The sequence below is a fragment of the Streptomyces coeruleorubidus genome (genome assembly GCF_008705135.1).
Lineage (GTDB): Bacteria > Actinomycetota > Actinomycetes > Streptomycetales > Streptomycetaceae > Streptomyces > Streptomyces coeruleofuscus.
Genome location: NZ_CP023694.1, coordinates 8,971,799 through 8,993,244 on the forward strand (window position 1 = coordinate 8,971,799; position 21,446 = coordinate 8,993,244).

The following is a 21,446-nucleotide window of genomic DNA, read 5'->3' on the forward strand; positions in this document are numbered from 1 at the left end:
CCCCGGCTGAAGAAGACAAGCGCTAGCTCCAGCAAAGTCGGAATATGGGGGAAGGAGCTGGGAAACCGGTTGAAGCCGCTGGACAACGCGTTTGTGGAGGTCGCCATGAACCAGGAGACATCACGTTCGCCCGATCTTCCGCAGCCGTTGCGGGCCGTCGCGTCCGGTCTGAGGCATCTGCCGGGTGCGGGGCAGGTGGGCAAGGTGGCCGGAGACACCCTGGACAGGATCGGGGCGGTGTCGCCGCGCGGCCGCCGGATGGCGGTCTACGCCGGTGCCGGAGTGCTCGGCGTGGCCGGAGTGGTGGAGTGGCCGGTGGCGCTGACCGGCGCGGCCGTGGCCTGGCTGACGCAACCGAAGCCCGGACAGCGACCCGACGGCGCGTCAGCGAACGACGGCACGCAGACCGCCGGGACCGGTGAACGCCGTTCCGGAGCCGGCGCCGAGGGCAGGCCGGACGATCAGGACACCTCCTCGTACGGCCCCGGCGACAAACTCGCCTCGTCCCACTACCGGCAGGACCGGCCGGAGAACCACGTCCACGAACAGCCCGCGAAAGTGGGCGACACCGCCACCGCCTCCGCGCTGAAGCAGGTCGCCGAAGCCACCGCGCACCACGACCCGCACGGGGAGGAGCCGGACCGGGAGCAGGCCGGCCGGCAAGGACACGACAGCCGGCCCACCGGCTGAGTCGGGAAACAGGAGATGCTCACACGTTTCGACGTCGCCCCGCTCGTCGGGGCCATGGCTGGGGCGGCGGCAGGCGCCGCCCGCGGCACCGCCCAGGGCGTGACGTCCGTCTACGACACCACGCGGCGCGTCCGCAACGTCGCGCGCAACGCCCTGGCCGGTGGACAGCACTGGCGGGCGGGACAGCGCGTCCACCTCGCCCTGCGGCGGCCCGACGGCGACATCGGCGGCCTCGCCCACAAGGTCGCCGGGGAACTGCTCGACCACCCGGACGTGCTCGCGGCGTACTGGGACGAGGGGCTGTCCCGCCTGGTGATCACCGTGGTCGAGGACGCCGTCACCGACCGCGTCAGCGAGCGGGCCACCGCGCTCGCCGCCCGCCTCGGCCTGACCGAGGGCGCCGACCCGGAGGCCGAGGAGGCCACTCACCCCGGCGACCCCGGCGAGGTGCGCGCCACCGCGGCGGCGATCCTGCTGGACGCCGCCGGCGCCGCCGGTGCCCTCGCCGGCCGGTCCCTGCGCCTGCCACCCACGTCACGCATCGTCACCGCCACCGTCACACTGCTGCGGGAGAACCCCCGCTTCCGTGCCCTGCTCCGGCAGCGGTTCGGCACCCACGGCATGGAACTCGTCCTCGCCGCCGCCAACGCCGCCACACACGGCGTCGGCCAGACCCCGCTGGCGCTCGTGCTCGACGGTGTGCTGCGCAGCACCCAGCTGACCGAGGCGGTGGCCAGGGCCGCGGCCTTCGAGGCACTGCACGACGACATCTGCCACGAACAGCGCACCAGCCTGCCCTACCCCTCGGACACCCGGCCGCCGCTCAAGGTGACGCCCGCCCAGGAGTACGCCTCCCACGCCAGCACCGGCAGCCTTGCCGGCGCCGCCGCCACCCTCCTCGTCACACACTCCGCGAGGGAAGCGGCCGAAGCCGTCCTCGCCGGATCCCCGAAGGCGGCCCGCTACGGTCCGGCCGCCTTCGGCGCGACCCTCGGCACCTTCCTCGCGCAGGCCGGGATCCTCGTGCGCAGCGGGGAGCGCCTGCGCCAGCTCGAGATCGCCGACGCCCTCGTCCTGCACGCCGACGCCCTGCGCAGCCGGCGGCAGGACGCCGAAGGCGACTTCGACCGGCTGCCCGACGACCCGGTCCATCCCTTCGCCGAGGCCGTCCTCGACGCCGCCCGCCGGGCAGGACTGCACGTCGTGATCGCGGGCGGCTCCGACCTGAAGGACATCGTCCGGCTCGCCGACGAGGTCGCCCCGGGCGGGAAGCCGTTCGGAGACGTCGTACGGGCCCTCCAGGACGACGGGCACGTGGTGGTGACCGTCGCTCGCCTGGACGGGTCCGGCGACGGACACGTGGCGGCCGGACTGCCCGCCGGGGACGTGGCCATCGCCCTCACCGACGGCCGCGCGGCCGTCTCCTGGGGCGCCGACGTGCTGGCCTCGGGCGGACTCGCCGACGTCTGGCGGCTGCTGACCGCGATCCCGGCGGCCCGGCGCGTCGGACGCCGTTCGCAGACCCTGGCCCGCGCGGGCGCCGCCCTGTCGGGGCTCCTGGTCGCGCGCGGCGGGCAGCCCCCGGGCCGCCGGCTCCTGTGGCCCCTCACCCGGCACGCCCCCGTCAACATCGCCGCCGCGAACGCCCTGCTCGCGGGCTGGCTCGAAGCCGTCCGCGTGGCCCGGGCCACTCCGCCCGAGCCCCGGCTGCACATCCCCTGGCACGCCCTGGAACCCGACGAGGCCCGCGACCGGCTGGGGCGCACCCGCCGCGACGACGACGAGCCCACCGGACTCACCCTGCTCGCCGACCGCTCGCGGCAACAAGCCGCCCGCCTGGGCCACCACCCGGCCGCGGCCCCCGTCCGCTGGACCTGGCAGGCGGCCGGCGCCGTACGCCGCGAACTCGACGACCCGCTCACCCCCGTCCTGGCCACCGGCGCCGTCGCCTCGGCACTGCTCGGCTCGCTCGTCGACGCGCTGCTGGTCGTCGGCGCCATGGACCTCAACGCCGTGACCGGCGGACTCCAGCGGATGCGTGCCGAACAGGCGCTGGCCCGGCTGGCCGCCCGGCAGCAGCCCAAGGCCCGCAGGCGGGACGGGCGCAGGCGCACCGTCACCGTCGACGCCGCCCGGCTGCGCCCCGGCGACGAGATCACCCTCGGCGCCGGCGACGTCGTACCGGCCGATGCCCGGCTGCTCGACGCCGACGGTCTCGAGGTCGACGAGTCGGCGCTCACCGGCGAGTCCCTGCCGGTCACCAAGGCGGTCGAGGCCACCCCCGGTCTGCCGGTGGCCCAGCGCGCCTGCATGGTGTTCGAGGGCACGACCGTCGTGGCCGGACACGCCACCGCGCTCGTCGTGAACACCGGCGACCAGACCGAGGCGGGCCGCGCCGTCACGCTCGCGGCCCGCACCCCGCCGCCCGCCGGCGTACAGGCCCGGCTCCAGGAACTGACCCGCAAGGCCCTGCCGGTGACCTTCACGGGCGGCGCCGCCGTGACCGGGCTGTCCCTGCTGCGCGGCAGCCCCGTACGACGCGCCGTCAGCGGCGGTGTCGCGGTCGCGGTCGCCGCCGTACCGGAGGGACTGCCGCTCGTCGCCACGGTCGCGCAGATGGCGGCCGCCCGCCGGCTCTCCCGGCGCGGCGTCCTGGTCCGCACCCCGCGCACCCTGGAGGCGCTCGGTCGGGTCGACACCGTCTGCTTCGACAAGACCGGCACCCTCACCGAGAACAAACTGCGCCTGGTCCGCGTCGCCACCGCCGACGGCACCGTGCTGCCCGTGGAGGCCGAACAGGCCGAGCCGATCGTGCGCCTGGCCGCGCGGGCCTGCCCGCAGGAAGAAACGGGCCAGGGCCGCCGCGTCGCGCACGCCACCGACGAGGCCGTCCTCGACGTCGCCCCGCCCGACGAGGGCTGGACACCGACCGGCGAGCTGCCCTTCGAGACGCGGCGGGGCTACGCCGCGGCGGCCGGCCGCGACGGCGACCCGGACTTCGGCGAACTCCTCGTCGTCAAGGGCGCCCCGGAGACGATCCTGCCCGCCTGCCGGGACCTCCCCGACGGCACGACCGACACCGCCCACGAGCTGGCGGGGCAGGGACTGCGCGTCCTCGCCGTCGCCCGGCGCCGCTGCCGGGCCGACGACGCCGACACCGAACTCGACGCGCCGCTCGCGGACCTGGAGTTCAGCGGTTTCGTCGCCCTGGCCGACGTACCGCGCGAGACCTCGCACGCCCTGCTCGCGGAACTGCGCCGCTCCGGCATCCTGCCCGTCATGCTCACCGGCGACCACCCGGAGACCGCCCGCGCCATCGCCCTGCAACTGGGCTGGCCGGAGGAGACAGAGGCGGTGACCGGCGACGAACTCGTCGCCATGGAGCGCCGCGAACGCGTCCGGGTGCTGCGCGGCGCGGGCGTCATCGCCCGGGTCGCACCCGAGCAGAAGCTGCACGTCGTGGAGGCCCTGCAACAGGCCGGGCGGGTCGTGGCGATGGCCGGCGACGGAGCCAACGACGCCGCCGCCATCCGCGCCGCCGACGTCGGGGTCGGCATCGAGTCCCGCGGCTCCGCGGCCGCCCGCAACGCCGCCGACCTCGTGCTCACCTCCGGAGACCTGTCCGTCCTGGTGGACGCGGTCGTCGAGGGCCGTGCCCTGTGGCGCAGCGTCGCCGACGCGGTGAGCATCCTCATCGGCGGCAACGCCGGCGAGGTCGGCTTCAGCGTCCTCGGCACCCTGCTGGCCGGCGCATCCCCCCTGTCGACGCGTCAGCTCCTGCTGGTCAACCTGCTCACCGACATGTTCCCGGCCATGGCGGTGGCGGTCACGCCGAGCGACGACCCCTCGACGGCGGAGCACGCCGCGACCGGCCCGATGGGCCTCAACGTCCTCGGCGCGCCGCTGCTGCGCTCCATCCGGCGCCGGGGCGTCACCACCTGCCTCGGCGCGGTCACGGCGTACCTCATCGGCCGCCTCACGCCCGGCACCGAACGCCGGTCCACCACCATGGCCCTGTGCGGCGTGGTCGGCGCCCAGCTCGTGCAGACCCTCTCCGGCCGGCGCCACAGCCCGCTGGTGTGGGCGACCGCCCTCGGCTCGGCCGCCGTGCTCGCCGCCCTCGTCCAGACGCCCGGCGTCAGCCACTTCTTCGGCTGCACCCCGCTGGGTCCCGTCGGCTGGGCCGGCGTGGCCCTGGCCATCGCCCTCTCGGCCCTGGCCCCGCGCCTGGAACACCTCCAGGCGGTCCACGCCCTCTACGACGCCGCGGCACGACTCGCCCTGCGGCTCAACGACCTGGGTCAGCAGGCCCGGGAGCGGCTCCAGAGCGGGGTGGCCCGGCCGGTGGGGGCGTAGCGGGCGACGAGACAGGACGACGACAGAAGGCGGCCGCCACCACGTGCAGTGGTGGCGGCCGCCGTTCCCGTCCGCCGGGTCAGACCTCGCCGCGCCAGGCCCCCGTCTCCGTCCCACGGGCCTCCATGAACTGCTTGAACCGCCGCAGGTCACCGGAGACCTGCCGCTTGACGAACCCGAGCTTGTCGCCCACGGTCTCGGCCACGCCACTGGGGTCGAACTCCATCTGGAGCATGACCTTCGTCGTGTCGTCCTGGATGCGGTGGAACGTGACCACCCCGGCCTGCCTGGCCTCGCCGTTCACGGTGGTCCAGGCGACGCGCTCGTCGGGGATCTGCTCGGTGATCTCCGCGTCGAACTCCCGCTCCTGGCCGCCGACCTTCGTCACCCAGTGCGTCAGGGTGTCGGTGCGCTGCTCGATGCGCTCGACGCCGTCCATGAACTGGGGAAAGTCCTCGAACTGCGTCCACTGGTTGTACGCGGTGTGCACCGGGACCCGGACCTCGATGGATTCCTCGACCTGTGACAAGGCGAATACCTCCCTTTCTCGTACGGAGAGCGACGGACGGGTACCAGATCTCGCGCCCGGCACGCATGCTCGTCACGACTTGTAAGGTCGGGTGACGTGGCCACCTTGCTGATCGTCCATCACACGCCGTCGCCCAACTGCCAGGCGATGTTCGAAGCCGTTGTCTCCGGGGCGACGGACCCCGAGATCGAGGACGTCCGGGTCGTCCGGGTGCCCGCGCTGTCCGCCACGGCCTCCGACGTCCTCGCCGCCGACGGCTACCTGCTCGGCACCCCCGCGAACCTCGGCTACATGTCCGGCGCCTCGAAGCACTTCTTCGACCAGGTCTACTACCCCTGCCTGGACGCGACCCGCGGCCGGCCGTTCGGCTACTGGGTGCACGGCGGGAACGACGTCACCGGAGCCGTGCGGGGCATCGAGTCGATCACGACGGGCCTCGGCTGGCGCCGCGCCGCCGAGGCCGTGACCGTGACCGGCGAGCCCGGCAAGGGCGACGTCGAGAAGTGCTGGGAACTGGGCGCGACGGTCGCCGCCGGACTCATGGGCTGAACGGATCAGGTTTCTTCCATCCGGCGCCGGTCCTGTTCGTCCCACGCGCGGGTGTCACGCGGCTGCGTGTACGGCTCGGCCTCGGGCGGATGACCCCCGGCGATGGCCCGCTGCCGGACCGTCTCCGCGTCGAACTCCAGGCCCAGCAGGATCGCCAGGTTGGTGATCCACAGCCACACCAGGAAGACGATGACGCCGGCCATCGTGCCGTAGGTCTTGTTGTACGAGGCGAAGTTGGCCACGTAGACCGCGAAGCCGGCCGACGCGATCATCCAGATCAGCAGCGCCAGCAGACTGCCCGGCGTGATCCAGCGGAACCCCTTCACCTTGGCGTTCGGGGCCGCCCAGTACAGGATCGCGATCATGATCGTGACCAGTACCACCAGGGCGGGCCACTTCGCGATCGACCAGACGGTCAGCGCGGTGTCCCCGATCCCGAGCGTGGTTCCGACCTGCCGGGCCAGTCCGCCCGTGAAGACCACGATCAGCGCGCTGATCACGGCCAGCACCATCAGCACGACCGTCACGGCCACCCGCACCGGCAGCAGCTTCCACACCGGCCGGCCCTCGGGCATGTCGTAGACGGCGTTGGCCGAGCGCATGAACGCCGCCACGTAGCCGGACGCCGACCACACCGCGAGGACGAGACCGACGATCGCCATCAGCGAGCCGATACCGGCGTTGCCCTGCAACTGCTCGACGGCCCGGGTGATGATGTCGCGGGCCGAGCCGGGGGCGAGCTGCTGGACGTTGTCGAGCACCTTGTCGGTGGTCGACCTGCCGGTGATGCCCAGCAGCGACACCAGCACCAGCAGCGCCGGGAACAGCGCCAGCACCCCGTAGTACGTGAGCGCGGCCGCCCGGTCGGTCAGCTCGTCGTCCCTGAACTCCCGGATGCTCCCCTTCAGCACCGCCCCCCACGACTTCCGGGGGAGGTCACTCGGGCTGTCCGGTGCCGCCCGCTCCACTTCGGGCCCCGGGCCGGGCTCCTCGTCCGGCCTCGGAGCGGGCCTCTCCGCGGCCGGACCGGGCTCTTTCCCCGCCGGAGCGGGAGCCCGCGCAGGAGCGGCGTCCTGCGGCGGAGCCTCGGACTCGTGATGTTCTTTTCGTCCCGGAATATGCAGCTTCACCATGTGAGCCGGGTAACCCCGAGCTGGGCAGTTAAGCCGCGCTCGGACCACGGCGTTGGCCATCCGCGGGTCATTCACCGCGCAGGGCGAGCCCCCGTTGCTCCAGCGCCTCCGACAGCACACGCACCGCCTTGGGCCCCACCCCGTGCAGCGCGAGAAGCTCCGCCCGCGAGTGCTGTGCCACCTGCTCCAGCGTCGTCACGCCGGCACCGCGCAGGGCCTGCGTGGCGGGCCTGCCGATTCCGGTGGGCAGGTCGCCACCCGGGCTGTCCGTCCCCGCCTCCGCCGCGGCGAGCGCCGCGGCGAGCCGCTTCGGGGCGCGGCTGAACCAGGCCGCCCTGACCAGGGCGTTGAGGTCCTTGCCGTCGATGTCGGCGAGCGGCACGGCGAAACCGATCGGCGTGCCCCGGCGCACGAGGCGGTCACCGGCCGGATGCGCGGCCAGGGCGGCGTCGGTCTCCTCCTGCGGCAGATGCAGCCGCACGCTGCCGTCCTTCGTCACCGAGGCGAAACCCCTGCCCCGCACGGTGAAGGCGACCATGCCGAAGTGCGTCCCCTCCTCCGCCTCCGGGAGGGCGAGCGCGGCCTTGCGCAACTGGGTCACGGTGGTCATGGCCGGAGTTTCGCACAGCCATCGGCCGGTTTCAGGGGCCTTCGGAAGCTCCCCGAATCGGGTTGAGGGAGCGCTCCCAGCACGGGCACGATGCCGCCATGACCAAGCTCCCCGCCATCCGCCCGTACCAGCCCGAGGACCGTCCGGCCCTCGACGAGATCTGCGTCCGCACCGCGCACAACGGCCAGGACAGCCGCCCCCACTACACGGACCCGGGCATCTTCCCGGCCACCTTCGCGGCTCCGTACGTCCATCTGGAGCCGGACCTGGCCTTCGTGCTGGACGACGGGCGGGGGCGGGCGGTCGGCTACATCCTCGGCACGGCCGACACCCCGCGCTTCGCCGAGGCGTTCCGCGCCACCTGGCTGCCGCTGGTCGCCGACCGCTACCCGAAGCCGCCGCGGCCGCCCCGCACGCCGGACGAGGCGATGGCGGGACTGCTGCACGACCCCGAGCGGATGGTGCTGCCCGAACTCGCGGCCTACCCCGCCCACCTGCACATCGACCTGCTGCCCGAGTGGCAGGGGCGCGGCCACGGCCGCCGCCTGATGCGGACGTTCCTCGCGACCCTCCAGGACAGGGGAGTGCCGGCCGTCCACCTGGCCATGGCGACCGCCAACACCCGAGCCAGGGCCTTCTACGACCGCATGGGCTTCCACGAGCTCGACGTCCCCGAGCCCGGCTCGGCCACCTACCTCGGCCGCACCACGAAGGAACTCGACCGGCTCTGACAGCTGGGCTCACAATGATCCGCCCTCAACGCCTGCGGCCGAGGCCGGAACTGTTCGCAACGCCGCGGCGGGTGATGACGGGCTTGATCCCGCGCTTCCGTGGCGGGCGGCGGTGCTTGTCATAGTCGTGGCCCCGGTCGGCGAACAGCCGCTTCGGTGGCCCGCGGGTTCACCGCGCCGGCGGCCGATCAGCGTGGGCCTGCCGGCGATGCGATGCGGACGGTGGTGCACGCCGCAGTAGCGGGCCTGCCGGCTCCATCGTGCACACGGTGGCGGAAACGCGACGGGAACGGGATCGGCGTGCCGGGCGACGGGCCGGAGCCCAGTGTGTGACCGGCTGTGGGCGCAGGTTCCCCCAGAGACGCCGGACTCTGTCGGTAGGGAAGGGCCCTTCGACCTCCCCAGGCTTCATGGCCCTTCCCCAGCCGGCTCCGGACGTTTACCCGCCCGCCCTGGTCTCATGCCGCACCGGTTCGGTGTCCTGTCACCGCCGCCGTCACCGCGTCGGCCACCGCGCGCGGCCATGTCGATGACCGGTCGCCTCGCCTGCCCTTTTCGTCCGCCGCAGGAGGCGGCGCGGAAAGCGGCCAGGCAGGGCGAAAGCCGTCACAGCCGTCGGCCGGTGACGTCCCCGCCCGGATCGTCGGCCAGCGCGATGGCCGTGGTGATCCGTTTTCCCACGGGTTCGCGGTGGACCGCGAAACTCCGGCCGACCGCCATGACGATCTCCAGCCCGTGCTGGCCGATCCGCGTCGGGTCGGGCGCGAGGATCGCCGGCGGCGTCGGGTTGCTGTCCCACACGCTCACCTCCACCGCGCCACCGTTGACTTCCAGCGTCAGCAGGCACGGGCCGGGTGCGTACTTGCGGGCGTTGGTCACCAGCTCGCTGACCACGAGCTGCACCATGCCCATCGCGCGCCCGGACACCGGCAGCCCGTGCACGGCCTGGACGTCGGTGAGGAAGCTGCGGGCCAGATCGCGGGCGACGGCGATGTCCTCGCTGCTCTCGAACGCCCCCGACACCGATACGACGTTCTCCACCAGAGACTGCTCGCCCTCACCGCCCGCCGTCTGTTCCATGCCGGCCCACCCCCTGTCACCCGAACGTGCTGCGACCCGTTTACCCCCGAACCTTCGCATCAGGCGTGCGGGGGCAGTCAGGGGGGTGACGTCTCCGGGGGGCCTTCGTGTTCCGGCGTCTACAGGCTGAGGCATGTGTCACAGCCGTGCTGTGCCTGTCGCGTCCGCGGGAAAACGAGTTGGCAACCCAAAAGGAGGCTGACGTGGCACGCGATCGGATCGGACTGGCTGAGGTGCTGGCAACGGCGGAGGACGCCGCACCGGTGGGCTCCCTCGATGTCGTGGCGCGCGACCTGCGCGACCGGTTCGGCGCGCGGCACGTGTCATTCCTGTGCGTCGACGTCGTCGGCCAGCGCCTGCTGCGGGTCAGCGAGGAGGCGGCTACGCGACAGGAGCGCCGCGCCGAACAGGTTCCCTTCGACGACAGCATCTACGACGAGGTCCTGCGCGCCCAGGAACTGGTGCAGGCTCCGGAGGGCGAGCACGGGCAGCGGGTGCTGGCCCCCGTCACCAACCGCGGCGACGCCGTCGGGGTCCTGGAGCTGCTCCTTCCCCAGGTCACACAGGATGTCCTGGAGCAAGTGGAAGAGGCCGCGCACGCGCTGGCGTACATCATCGTCACAGACCGCCGGTTCACCGACCTCTACCACTGGGGCAACCGCACCACCTCGGTCAGCCTGGCCGCGGAGATCCAGCGCCAGCTGCTGCCCTCGGCCCCTTCGTGCGAGGCCGCCGAGTTCGCCCTCGCCGGCGCCCTCGTCCCGGCCGCCGACATCGCCGGTGACACCTACGACTACGCCGTCGACCACGACACCCTGCACCTTTCCATCACCGACGCCATGGGCCACGACGTCGACGCCGCCCTCATGGCCACCCTCCTGGTCAACGCCTCCCGCGGCGCCCGCCGCGCCGGGACCGGCCTCGCCGAACAGGCCCGCCAGACCCACCAGGCCCTCCTCGACCACGGCAGACGGACCTTCGCCACCGGCCAGCTGCTGCGCATCGCCCTGGACGGGACCGGCGCCCAGCTCGTCAACGCGGGCCACCCCTGGCCCCTGCGGCTGCGCGACGGCACGGTCGACGAACTGCGCCTCGCAGTGAACCTGCCCTTCGGCGTCGCCGAGCACAAGGGCCCCTACAAGGTGCAGAACCTCGACCTGCGCCCCGGTGACCGCCTTGTGCTCTACACCGACGGCATGCAAGAGCGCCAAGCGCAAAAAGTCGACCTCCCCGGCCTCATCCGTGACACCGCCGGCGAGCACCCGCGCGAGGTCGCGCGCAATCTGGCCACCACAGTCACCGACGCCTGCAACGGCCACCCGGAAGACGACGCCACCGTCCTGTGCCTGGACTGGCACGGCCCCCTTCCGCACCGCTGAAAGCCGGTCGGCAACGGCGGATCACGCCTTCGGCAGCCGCCACAACTGCGGGAACGCGAGCATGTCGTCGAAGAGGTTGAACGCCGGGTGCTCCAGGGTCACGGTGGCCGCCTCGCCGGTGAAGAGAGCGGAGCACTTCGCGGCCAGTCGCTTCATGGGCGGCACGTCGGCTGCCAACGGCTTGACCAGGCGATAACCGAGGGTCGAGTGGAACTGGTAGGTCTCGAAGTCCGACGCCCGGAGCTCCAGCAGGACGCTCAGCTCCCGTCGGATCGTCCAGAGTCCGGTGAAGGTGGCGTCGTCGGCCGGGGTGAGCTCCAGCGTGAAGCCGGCGTCGAAGGGGCCGAACCCCTTGACCTTCATCGTGATCGGGCCCACCGGGGTCAGCGTCGACTCCTGGAGGCGCGCGAGGATCCGCTGGGAGACCTCGGAGACGTCCGCGCAGTCAGCGAGCCAAGCCGGGAGTTGCTTGTCGATGACGGTGTCCTGCGTCGTGGCATCGAACACGGTCATGTGCATGCTCTGGTGCGGCAGGCAGACGTACTGATCGGCGAGGGAGGACCGCTTCATGATCTCCATCGCCTCGGTCTCGGCGTGGAAGAAGGCCGAGTCCTGGGGCACGGGGCAGACGAACGTGTTGCCACGGAAGCGCTGCGCGTTGCCGTCGAGGTCCCACTTCTTGCCGGGTCCGGCGGCCAGAGGCTCGCGCCGCTCGGGGCTCTGCGAGGCGGCAAGCGCCGTGGCCGGGGCAATCGTGAGACCGGCAGCAGCGCCGACAGCGCCGATGAGGACGCCTCGGCGGTTGGGGGCAGACATGTGACTCCTGATGAGTTGGGGGCTCAGTCAGGTGAAAAGTGCCGGAGCGACCTGACGGTCGGATGGACCCAGGGGTACACCCAGGTGTTTTCCCGAAGACCGGCGCAGGTGCGGACGCTGTGGCGTCGAACGCATCGAACGCGCCAGGCGGTGCGGAAGTGGCGCAATCGAACGTTGCCCGTTTGCGTCGTCGGGCGCAGCCTGTGCAGTGCGGGAGCGCTCCCACGCGCTGCCGCACTCCCCACGAAAAACACACCGAAAGTACGACAACCCCCACATCCGGAAGAAGGAGATCATGGATTGTCATGGTCATGTTCTTAGAGGTCCCGCCCCGAGGGTCCGGTCGCGTCTGACGCTCGCCCTGAGCGTCCTGGTCGCCGCGCTGCTCAGCCTCATCCCCTGGAGCGGCACCGCCGTCGCGCACGGCTCGGTCGTCGACCCGGCTTCCCGCAACTACGGCTGCTGGCTGCGCTGGGGCAGCGACCACCTGAATCCCGCGATGGCGCAGCAGGACCCGATGTGCTGGCAGGCGTGGCAGGACGACCCCAACGCCATGTGGAACTGGAACGGCCTGTACCGCAACGGCTCGGGCGGCAACTTCCAGGCCGTGGTCCCCGACGGCCAGCTGTGCAGTGGCGGCCGGACCGAGGGCGGCCGGTACAACTCCCTGGACACGGTGGGCGCCTGGAAGACGACGGACATCGGCTCCAACTTCACGGTGAAGCTGTACGACCAGGCCAGCCACGGCGCCGACTACTTCCAGGTGTACGTCACGCGGCAGGGCTTCGATCCCGCCACCCAGCCGCTGACGTGGAACGACCTCCGGCTCGTCGCGCGCACCGGCAAGTACGCGCCCAGCCAGAACTACGAGATCCCCGTGAGCACTTCGGGCCTGAGCGGCCGGCACGTCGTCTACACGATCTGGCAGGCGTCGCACATGGACCAGACCTACTTCCTCTGCAGTGATGTGAACTTCCGCTGACCTGCGCCGCCCCGCCGGACCGTGTGTCCGGCGGGGCTCGGGTGTTTCGCGGCTTCATGAGAGTTCTCCGAAAATTTTCGAAACACTTGAACACACCGGTGCTCCCGTACGTATGGGGCGAGGGGATTTTCATGCCCGGTTCGCCACAAGCGCAGGAGAGCACCCTTGGGACGCAACACGCGAAGACGCCCTACCGGACCACGACGCGCGACCTTCGCCGCATTCGCACTGATCCTGGGCGGAGGCGGCCTGATGGCCGCCAACGTCTACGCCTCCGCGACCGACGGCGGTTCGGGCGGTGACTCCGCCCAGACGCGGTCCGGTACGGGGGTCCGGACCGCGGGCGCCACGATCGACTGCCCGGACGTCGGCAGCAAGCTGACCTCCGTCCCCGAGCAGGCACGGGGGGAGGTCGACAAGGAACTCGCCCTCCTGGACGAGCAGATCGCCAAGGCCTACCAGCGGCTGAGCGAGTCCGCGCAGCAGGTGCAGCAGGACTCCGGCTTCGCCGACAACGCGATCATGAACCCGCTGAAGGACAAGCGGGCCGCGACCCTGGAGCGCATCGCCATCGCCATCGACCGCGTGGGGGACCGCCCCGACGGGCTCGAAGCCCTCGCCGCCTGCACCGTACGGGACTCCGGCAACCAGGCCCCCGCGCAGGGCGAAGGCCAGGACGGCGACGGCGGCCGGCAGCCCGGCCAGGAGCAGGGACAGGACGGCCAGGAGCAGGGCGACGGCCAGGGCCAGGGCGCCAACGGCGGACAGGCGGGCAACGGCCCCGTCGCCGCCGACTTCGCGCCCATCACCAGCGTCCAGCCCGGTGCCGGCAGCCCCCGCCAGGGGACGAAAGCCTCCCGGGGCTCCTTCACCACCGACTGCGGCGTGAACGAGAACGGCCTGTTCAACTCCGACAACATCATCGCCGCCCCGGGCGTCACCAACGGCGCCCACCACTTCCACGACTACATCGGCAACCAGGCCAACAACGCCTTCGCCAGCGACCAGGACCTCGCGAACGCCGAGACGAGCTGCGCCGACCAGGGCGACAAGTCCTCCTACTACTGGCCCGTGCTGCGCCTCCAGAACGGCACCCAGGAGCAGGACGCCAACTCGCCCGGCGGCGGCATCGAGGGCAACGCCGGCGAGATCGTCACGCCGAAGCAGGTCACGCTGACCTTCGTGGGGAACCCGCAGGGCAAGGTCACCGAAATGCCGCGGCTGCTGCGCATCATCACCGGTGACGCCAAGTCGTTCGTCAACGGCCCGGCCAACGCCAACGCCTCCTGGAGCTGCACGGGCTTCGAGGACCGGCAGCTGAAGGACAAGTACCCGCTGTGCCCGCAGGGCAGCGACGTGGTGCGCACCTTCAAGTTCCAGAGCTGCTGGGACGGCCGCAACATCGACAGCGCCAACCACCGCACCCACGTGGCCTTCGCGGACGCCGCCGGCAACTGCCCGTCCGGCTTCCGGCCCATTCCGCAGCTCGTCCAGCGCATCGTCTACGACGTCGACGCGCCGAGCCTGGAGGACGGCGGCCGTACGACACCGCTGTTCGCGGTGGACTCCTTCCCGGAGCAGCTGCACAAGCCGGTCACGGACCACGGCGACTTCATCAACGTCTTCGACGAGGACCTGATGCGGGAGATGGCCGACTGCATCAACGACGGCCGCAAGTGCGGCGCCGGAGCAGGCGCCGAGCCCGGCGACAAGCCGGAAGAGGATCAGCAGGAGCAGCCGACGAAGGCCCCCGAGCAGCCGACGAAGGCCCCCGAGGAGCCGACGAAGGCCCCCGAGGCCCCGCAGGAGCAGCCCACGCGCACCCCGGACGCCCCGCAGGACGGCAACGCGGGCGGAAAGCCCGGCGACACGGGTGACGGCGACGGCGGGAAGGGCGACGGCGGGAAGGACCAGGCCGCCAAGCCCCCGGTGACGAACAAGCCGGCTCCCGAGCCGGAGCAGCCGGAGCAGGTCGGTTCGCCCACGGCCGCGCCGCGCACCGACGAACCGGAGGTTTTCGCGACGCCCACCCCCGGACAGGGCACCGCGAACGCCGGTGAGCAGGGCGGCTCGAAGGACGACGCGGGCAAGGACACGGACGGCCTCGGCCAGTCCCAGGCCGTCGGAACGGCGACCAGCGCCGCGCCGACCCCGTCGCTCCCGTCCCGGACGGAGCCCCAGGCGGTCGGCAGCGGAGGCCTCGCCGACACCGGCGCCCAGCTCTGGCCGGCCGCGGCGGGCGCCGTCCTGGTCATCGCGGGCTTCGTCGTCCTGCGCCGCGTCAGGCGAGGCTGAGACGACGGCACCGCCACGACCGGCGAACGGCGGCAGGATCCCCACCGGATCCTGCCGCCGTTCCCCGTCCCCGGTCATCCGCGACCCTTCGACGGCCGCCGAACCGCCCACCCTCTAGCGTGATCCCATGAACCTCACCAGGAACGCCGGACGCGGTGGTGCCATAGGCGGAGCGGCACTGTGACGCCGGGCGAGATGGCCGCCGTGTTCGCGGCCGGTACGGGCGCGGGCGCCGTCAACGCCGTCGTCGGCTCGGGAACGCTGATCACCTTCCCGGTACTGCTCGCCACCGGCCTGTCCCCGGTCACCGCGACGGTGTCCAACGGGCTCGGCCTGGTCCCCGGCTCCATCAGCGCGGCCATCGGCTACCGCGAGGAACTCCGCGGGCAGCGGCGCCGCGTCCTGCTGCTCGGCATCGGCGCCGTACTGGGCGGCCTCGCGGGCGCCGTCCTGCTGCTGACCCTGCCCGAATCGGCCTTCGAGCGGATCGTGCCGGTCCTCGTGAGCCTCGCCCTCGTCCTGGTCGCCTGTCAGCCGCTGATCGCCAAGCAGGTCCGCCGCCGTCGCCCGGCAGACGCTCCCGCCCGCCGTGACGGCGGCCCGCTGCTGTTCACCGGCCTGACGCTCGCCAGCGTCTACGGCGGCTACTTCTCCGCCGCCCAGGGCATCATCTACGTCTCCCTGATGGGCATGCTGCTCGACGACACGCTCCAGCGGCTCAACGCCGTCAAGAACGTGCTGGCCGCCGTCGTCAACACCGTCGCCGCCGTGCTCTTCGTCTTCTTCGCCGATTTCGACTGGACGGCCGTCCTGCTCATCGCCGTGGGTTCCGCCCTGGGCGGCCTGATCGGAGCCAGGACGGGCCGCCGCTTCAGCCCGGCCGTCCTGCGCACCCTGATCGTGTCGGTCGGCACCGTCGCCCTGGTCCACCTGGTGCTCCGCTGACACCTGCCGCCTAGGCCCGTCGCCCCTCGGCGTCGATGTGCGGCAGCACCCTCTCCAGCCACCGCGGAGCCCACCAGGCGTGCCGTCCCAGCAACGTCATCACGGCCGGCACCATGAGCAGGCGCACGACGGTGGCGTCGATGAGCACGCTGACGGCCAGCCCCAGTCCGAGCATCTTGACCACGATGTTGTCGCTGACGATGAACGCAGCGAACACGCTCACCATGATCAGCGCGGCACACGTGATGACCCGGGCCGTGATCTCCAGGGCGTGCGCGACCGAGGCCTTGGCGTCCCCGGTGCGCAGCCACGCCTCGTGGATCCGGGACAGCAGGAAGATCTCGTAGTCCATGCTGAGGCCGAAGATGATGGCGAACATCATCATCGGCACGTAACTCTCGATGGGCACCGTGCCGTTGACGCCGAGGGCGGAGCCACCCCAGCCCCACTGGAACACCGCGACGACCACGCCGTACGAGGCGGTGATCGAGAGGACGTTGAGGACGGCGGCCTTCACGGCGACGAGCAGTCCCCGGAACACGGCCAGGATGATGACGAAGGCCAGGGCGACCACGACGGCGATGATCAACGGCAGCCGGGAGGCGACGATGTCGCGGAAGTCGACCTGCGCCGCCGTCGTGCCGGTGACGTAACCCTTGGCGTCCGTGCCCTGGACCACGTCCGGCAGTGTGTCGTCGACCAGACGGTTGGTCAGGTCCGTGGTCGTCGCGCTCTGCGGGGATTGGGTCGAGTAGACCGTGCCGACCAGGACGTCCCCGTCCTGGGTGGACGTCAGGGGGGTGACGACCGCGGCGCCTTCGACCGAGTCGAGCGTCTGCTGGGCCTTCGAGGCCAGATCGGAGCGCTGCGAGTCCGGTACTCCCGTCTGGTCGATGACGACCGTCAGCGGACCGTTGGACCCGGGCCCGAACGCGTCGGTCATCAGGTCGTACGCCCGCCGGTCGGTGAAGGACGTCGGGTCGGCACCGTCACCGATGTGCCCGAGCCGGATGGACAGCACCGGGATCGCCAGGACGACGATCACGGCGACACCCGCCGCCAGGAACCACAGCGGTCTGCGCTCCACCCGCTGCGCATACCGGTGCCAGGTGCCCTGCGGCGCGTCACCCGCCTCGGGGTCGGTCTCGGCGACGGGGCGGCGCACCCGGTAGCGGTCGATGTGCCGGCCGAGAAGCCCGAGCAGGGCCGGGACCAGGGTGAGCGCCCCCACGACGGCCGAGACGACGGTGACGGCGGCGGCGAACCCGAGCTTGGCGATGAAGGAGACCCCGGACGCGGACAGGCCCGCCAGCGCGATGATCACGGTGCAGCCGGAGACGAGGACGGCGCGCCCGCTGGTGGCGGCCGCCTGCCCGGCGGCCCGCACCGGGTCCGCTCCGTCGAGGACGTTCTGCCGGTGACGGGTGATCAGGAACAGGGCGTAGTCGATCCCGACACCGAGGCCGATCATCGTGGCCAGGGTCGGTGAGACGGTCGCGAAGGTGAACGCGGCGGCCAGCAGTCCGAGGACGGCCAGGCCTCCGACGACGCTGATCAGCGCGGTCAGCAGCGGGACACCGGCGGCGAGCACGCTCCCGAACCCGACCAGCAGCACGACGACGGCCACGCCGAAGCCGATCAGCTCGCTCACCCGGTCGTCGGCGGCCGGCCGGGCGAGCTCGCCGAGCGGCCCGCCGTACTCCACCTCCGCTCCGGCCGAACGCAGCGGCTGTACGGCGTCGTCGACCCCGTTCAGGTAGTCGTCGCCGAGGGTCGACGGCTGCACGTCGAAGCGGACGGTGATGTAAGCCGTCTTCCCGTCGTCCGACAACGGCCCGACGTTCTGCTGTGACTGACCCGAGGACGAGCCGGAGCCGGAGAGCGGGTTCTGGGCCGACAGGACGTGCGGCAGCTTCTCCAGATCGGCGACCGTGGTGGACATCTGGGAACTCAGCGAGGACAGGGACTGCCCGCCGTCGTGCAGCACGATCTGGCTGCTGTAACCGCCGGCCTGCGGATCGTGCTGCTCGAGCACGTCCAGACCCTTCTGCGACTGCGCCTGGGGCAGGGTGAAGTTGTCGGAGTACGTCCCCCCGACCGAGCGGCTGACGACCTGGAGAGCCACCAGCGCGACGAGCCAGGCGATGACGACCACCACGAAGTGGCGAGCGCACCACTCGCCCAGCCTCCGCAGCAGACCCGCACGCGCGGCCTTCTCGTCCCCTTCACCGGTGCGGGTGTGCGGCATGGACCTGGACTCCTGCGTGGGCCGGGACGTTCGACGCCGTCCATTAGATGCGCGCGGGATCACTCCGGCATGCCGGACGCGGCGTCGCCACGCCCCTCGGGGCTGCCGTTCCCCCGGAAGGCGGCGGCCGGGGGAGTGCGGCCGTCCGCCCGGATCACCGACGGCCCGCCTCCGCCCGTCCGCGTCAGCGCCCCGGACCCCAGGGCGACGCCGAGGCCGACCAGCGCGCTGCCCGCCGCCTGCGCGAGACCGTAGGAGCCCGTACCGACGAGCGGTGCGGTGCCGGCCGCCGCGACCGGGATGAGACCGGAGAAGAGGGTGGCGCGTTCCGCGCCGATCCGCTGCATGCCCATGTACCAGCACACGAAGCCGACCACCGTGACCACCACGGCCTGCCACAGCAGCGCGGAGGTCTCGACGGCGTCCGGACGCCGCAGCCACCCGGCGCCGTCGGCGAGCAGCCCGGCCGCCGCCGACTCCAGTGCGGCGACCGCGCACACGGTGGCGGACAGCAGCCGGGGGCCGAGGGGCCGCAGTACGGGTACAGCGAGCACGGCGAACCCGACCTCCCCCGCCAGGGCGCACACGGAGAAGGCGATGCCCGCCCCGTCGGTGCGCCCCCAGCCCTGGACGGTGCAGGCGCCGACGGCGACGAGCAACGCCCCGTACAGCACCTCCCGTTGAGGTCCGCGCCCGTCCAGGAGGGGCACGAGCACGGCGACCACCACCGGCGCACAGCCCACGAACACGCCCGGAACCGCCGGCTCCGCCGTGCGTTCCGCGGCGATGACGGCCAGGTTGAATCCGACCATGCCGACGGCGGCGAGCAGGGCGAGCCGGACCCACTGACGGGGTGTCAGTGCCCGCAGCCGGGCGGTCGCGCCCTTGCCGCCCAGCGGCACGAGCAGCAGACAGGCCAGCCCGTAGCGCAGGAACTGGCCGCCCGCGTACGGGTAGTCGCCCAGGAGGCTGTTGGCCGTGAAGGATCCTCCGACGAGGACGCAGGCGAGCGCGGCGAGAAGAGCTCCGCGCGTGGTGGTGGCGTTCATACGAGCGACGCTAGGCAGCCGAGCGGCCCGGGAAGGGGTCCACTTCTGTGCCTGCTTGGTGGACCAATTCCCGCCCGGGCCGCGGTGGGTCAGCCGATGTGGTAGCTGTCGCCGTAGACCTTCCAGTCCAGCGGCGGGTCGAGATCGAGGTTGCGCTTGCGCAGGAAGACACGCTGCGCCGTGTCCACCCTGCTGGTGTCGCTGTGTGCCTCCTCCTGCTTCATGGCCCACACGCGCGCGTCCAGGAAGGCGTCGAGGTACGTCACCTCGTCACCGCCCCACGCCGGCGGGTTCGCCGTGCGCAGTGCCCGCTTGCGGATGTTGCGGAAGCTCAGGGGGTCGTTGCCGTCGCCGTGCATGACGATGGCGTCGTAGTACGCGAACTGGCCCAGCACGCGCAGCCCGTCCGCCTTCCCCTGCCGGACCGCCGGGCCGAAGTACACCCGGTCGCGCTCGTGGTCCTGTGCCCGCCGGAACTCGGCGTCGCGGGCCGCCCTGCGCCAATCGCCGGGGAAGCCGGGGTCGAGGCCGTCGTGCGAGTCGGTGCCGTCGACCCGGCGCAACGCAGGCAGGTACTTCATCAGGACGTTGCCGGGCTTGCGGTCCGTGTAGAGCTCGACGAGGTCGAGCATGTCGCCGGTGCCGGAGCAGAAGCCGATGATGCCGGCGGTGTAGCCGCGGCCGTCGCCGATGTCCTCGATGTACTGGTACTGCGCCTTCCAGTCGAGCGAGGAGTTCTCCGCGCTCGACACGAGCTGCATGGCGATCTCCTTCTTTGCCGGGTCGTCGAGCCCGGCCGCACGGACGGAGGCCGTGGCGTGCGGTGGCTTCAGCAACGGGGCGGTGGCGAGAGCGGCGCCGAACAGTGCCAGAACGGTGCGGCGCGCTGCCGGGGTCGAGGGGCGTCTCACGGTGCCTCCAAGCAGTGGGGGTTGGAAGAGCCGGCCGTGCAGAACTGATAGGAAGGTTTACTATCACTCGTGGGCCGCAAGGGAAACAGCCGAGCGGAAAGTTCGTAGGGTCGAACAAGCGATCCCCCGGGGAACCATGCGGCTCCCTGGTACGTCAACTCATTGCCCAGGGAGGCCGATCGGTCCAGGAGACCAACCGGAGAGGGGAATCGCCGTGGAGGACGCGATGTCGCAGCGGAGCAGCGAGACGGAGGCCTCGGCAGCACGCCAGGCCCGCTTCGGGACGCTGCCGGAGCCGGTGCGCCTGGAGGACATGGTCGAGGAGCGCGCGGCCAGCACGCTCGACCCCGCGCGCACCGCGTACAACCAGGACGAGTGGCTCGTGCGCTACTGCTTGTGAGACCTCGCGGACGCTACGAGCGGCTCCGCGCGCCCAGGCCGCGCAGCCACCGCACGACGTCGTCGGCGTCCTGGGCGCGGGCGATGTCGAGCGGGGTCCGGTCGTCGTAGCCGCACCAGTCGATGTCGGCGCCGTGCCGGTGGAGGTACTGCGCGGTGGCCAGCTGACCGCCGTGGCAGGCACCCCAGAAGGCGCTGGTGATCTCGTCGGGCGAGGGCGGCTCACCGGCCTCGACGTATGCCTGCACCCGGTCCAGCAGGCCGAGCGTGGCGGCGTCCTGGAGGGTGGTGCGGGCGCCGTGCTCGACGAGCCGGTGTGCGGCACGCCACTGGCCGAAGGCGCGGGCGTCGGCGAGCGGTGTGCCGCCGGCGATCACCGCACCAGGGGCCTCGATGTCGGCCCCGGCGGCGATGAGCGCGTCCAGGACGGGCACGTCGTTGCTGCTGGCCGCCCAGTGCAGCGGCGTCTCCTCGTGCGCACCGCCGAACCGGGCGCCGGGGTCCGCCCCGGCGGCGACGAGGGCGGCGACCACCTCGGGACCATGGGGATAGTGCCCGGGCCAGTCGGTCGCGATGTGCAGCAGACTGCGCGTGCCCTTGCCGTCCTCGCCGTGCTCGGTGACGCGGACGGTGGCCAGCCCGGGATGCTCGGCCAGCAGGCGCCGGAGCCCGGGCAGATCGCCGCCCCGGATCGCTTCGGTGACGGCGACGGCCAGTGGATCCTGCGATGTGAGCGTCTGCAAG

Annotated in this window: 18 protein-coding genes and 1 pseudogene; 9 read left to right on the plus strand and 10 right to left on the minus strand. The window is 72.2% G+C overall.

The features are described from left to right. Positions 1-105 precede the first annotated feature (105 nt). Positions 106-690, plus strand: a complete 585-nt coding sequence (locus CP976_RS43140) for a hypothetical protein (RefSeq protein ID WP_167537508.1) — start codon at positions 106-108, stop codon at positions 688-690. A 15-nt stretch (positions 691-705) separates the two neighbouring features. Continuing rightward, complete coding sequence (locus tag CP976_RS40885; protein ID WP_150484884.1) at positions 706-5,046, plus strand: cation-translocating P-type ATPase; 4,341 nt, start codon at positions 706-708, stop codon at positions 5,044-5,046. Between the two features lie 79 nt (positions 5,047-5,125). On the opposite strand, the gene CP976_RS40890 is transcribed toward CP976_RS40885, so the two are convergent. Further along, positions 5,126-5,575 carry an SRPBCC family protein gene (locus CP976_RS40890; protein ID WP_150484885.1) on the minus strand — a complete coding sequence of 150 codons (450 nt, stop codon included), beginning with the start codon at positions 5,573-5,575 and terminating at the stop codon, positions 5,126-5,128. Between the two features lie 96 nt (positions 5,576-5,671). On the opposite strand from CP976_RS40890, the gene CP976_RS40895 reads away from it, so the two are divergent. Next, on the plus strand, positions 5,672-6,124 hold the full coding sequence (locus tag CP976_RS40895; protein ID WP_150484886.1) for a flavodoxin family protein: 453 nt from the start codon (positions 5,672-5,674) through the stop codon (positions 6,122-6,124). 5 nt (positions 6,125-6,129) lie between these two features. On the opposite strand, the gene CP976_RS40900 is transcribed toward CP976_RS40895, so the two are convergent. Together CP976_RS40900 and CP976_RS44125 are read right to left on the minus strand one after the other, a co-directional pair. Further along, the gene (locus CP976_RS40900; protein WP_373304891.1) at positions 6,130-7,254 is read right to left on the minus strand and encodes a YihY/virulence factor BrkB family protein; all 1,125 of its coding nucleotides are present in this window, start codon (positions 7,252-7,254) and stop codon (positions 6,130-6,132) included. A 70-nt stretch (positions 7,255-7,324) separates the two neighbouring features. Continuing rightward, positions 7,325-7,867: a hypothetical protein gene (locus CP976_RS44125; RefSeq protein WP_150484888.1), complete on the minus strand. Its 543-nt coding sequence runs from the start codon at positions 7,865-7,867 to the stop codon at positions 7,325-7,327. Between the two features lie 98 nt (positions 7,868-7,965). On the opposite strand from CP976_RS44125, the gene CP976_RS40910 reads away from it, so the two are divergent. Further along, on the plus strand, positions 7,966-8,598 hold the full coding sequence (locus CP976_RS40910) for a GNAT family N-acetyltransferase (protein ID WP_150484889.1): 633 nt from the start codon (positions 7,966-7,968) through the stop codon (positions 8,596-8,598). 28 nt (positions 8,599-8,626) lie between these two features. Here CP976_RS40910 and CP976_RS44130 read toward each other — a convergent pair. Together CP976_RS44130 and CP976_RS40915 are read right to left on the minus strand one after the other, a co-directional pair. Next, a pseudogene (locus CP976_RS44130) lies at positions 8,627-8,764 on the minus strand (IS5/IS1182 family transposase); the annotation flags it as partial. 440 nt (positions 8,765-9,204) lie between these two features. After that, on the minus strand, positions 9,205-9,678 hold the full coding sequence (locus tag CP976_RS40915) for an ATP-binding protein (protein ID WP_150484890.1): 474 nt from the start codon (positions 9,676-9,678) through the stop codon (positions 9,205-9,207). Positions 9,679-9,881: 203 nt separating this feature from the next. Here CP976_RS40915 and CP976_RS40920 point away from each other — a divergent pair, with 203 nt between their 5' ends. Continuing rightward, positions 9,882-11,057 (plus strand): PP2C family protein-serine/threonine phosphatase, encoded by a 1,176-nt coding sequence (locus CP976_RS40920; protein WP_150484891.1) that lies wholly within the window; start codon positions 9,882-9,884, stop codon positions 11,055-11,057. Positions 11,058-11,078: 21 nt separating this feature from the next. Here CP976_RS40920 and CP976_RS40925 read toward each other — a convergent pair whose 3' ends face one another. Continuing rightward, positions 11,079-11,873, minus strand: a complete 795-nt coding sequence (locus CP976_RS40925; protein WP_150484892.1) for a DUF1868 domain-containing protein — start codon at positions 11,871-11,873, stop codon at positions 11,079-11,081. Positions 11,874-12,168: 295 nt separating this feature from the next. On the opposite strand from CP976_RS40925, the gene CP976_RS40930 reads away from it, so the two are divergent. From CP976_RS40930 to CP976_RS40940, 3 genes are all read left to right on the plus strand, one after another. Continuing rightward, positions 12,169-12,855 carry a lytic polysaccharide monooxygenase auxiliary activity family 9 protein gene (locus CP976_RS40930; protein WP_150484893.1) on the plus strand — a complete coding sequence of 229 codons (687 nt, stop codon included), beginning with the start codon at positions 12,169-12,171 and terminating at the stop codon, positions 12,853-12,855. A gap of 252 nt (positions 12,856-13,107) precedes the next feature. Further along, entirely contained in the window at positions 13,108-15,150 is a 2,043-nt protein-coding gene (locus CP976_RS40935; RefSeq protein WP_150484894.1) for a DUF1996 domain-containing protein, read from the plus strand. Positions 15,151-15,345: 195 nt separating this feature from the next. Beyond that, positions 15,346-16,095, plus strand: coding sequence for a sulfite exporter TauE/SafE family protein (locus tag CP976_RS40940; protein WP_373304892.1), 750 nt, complete (start codon positions 15,346-15,348; stop codon positions 16,093-16,095). A 10-nt stretch (positions 16,096-16,105) separates the two neighbouring features. On the opposite strand, the gene CP976_RS40945 is transcribed toward CP976_RS40940, so the two are convergent. The 3 genes from CP976_RS40945 to CP976_RS40955 form a co-directional block, all read right to left on the minus strand. After that, positions 16,106-18,343: an MMPL family transporter gene (locus CP976_RS40945; protein ID WP_150484896.1), complete on the minus strand. Its 2,238-nt coding sequence runs from the start codon at positions 18,341-18,343 to the stop codon at positions 16,106-16,108. Between the two features lie 59 nt (positions 18,344-18,402). Next, the gene (locus tag CP976_RS40950; RefSeq protein ID WP_150484897.1) at positions 18,403-19,392 is read right to left on the minus strand and encodes a DMT family transporter; all 990 of its coding nucleotides are present in this window, start codon (positions 19,390-19,392) and stop codon (positions 18,403-18,405) included. Between the two features lie 89 nt (positions 19,393-19,481). After that, positions 19,482-20,303 carry a chitosanase gene (locus tag CP976_RS40955; protein WP_190146962.1) on the minus strand — a complete coding sequence of 274 codons (822 nt, stop codon included), beginning with the start codon at positions 20,301-20,303 and terminating at the stop codon, positions 19,482-19,484. A gap of 226 nt (positions 20,304-20,529) precedes the next feature. Between CP976_RS40955 and CP976_RS43145 the strand changes: the two genes are divergently transcribed. Further along, complete coding sequence (locus CP976_RS43145) at positions 20,530-20,703, plus strand: hypothetical protein (protein WP_167537509.1); 174 nt, start codon at positions 20,530-20,532, stop codon at positions 20,701-20,703. Positions 20,704-20,716: 13 nt separating this feature from the next. Here the strand turns inward: CP976_RS43145 and CP976_RS40960 are convergent, their stop codons facing one another. Then, positions 20,717-21,445, minus strand: a complete 729-nt coding sequence (locus CP976_RS40960) for an ankyrin repeat domain-containing protein (RefSeq protein WP_167537510.1) — start codon at positions 21,443-21,445, stop codon at positions 20,717-20,719. Position 21,446: the final 1 nt, after the last annotated feature.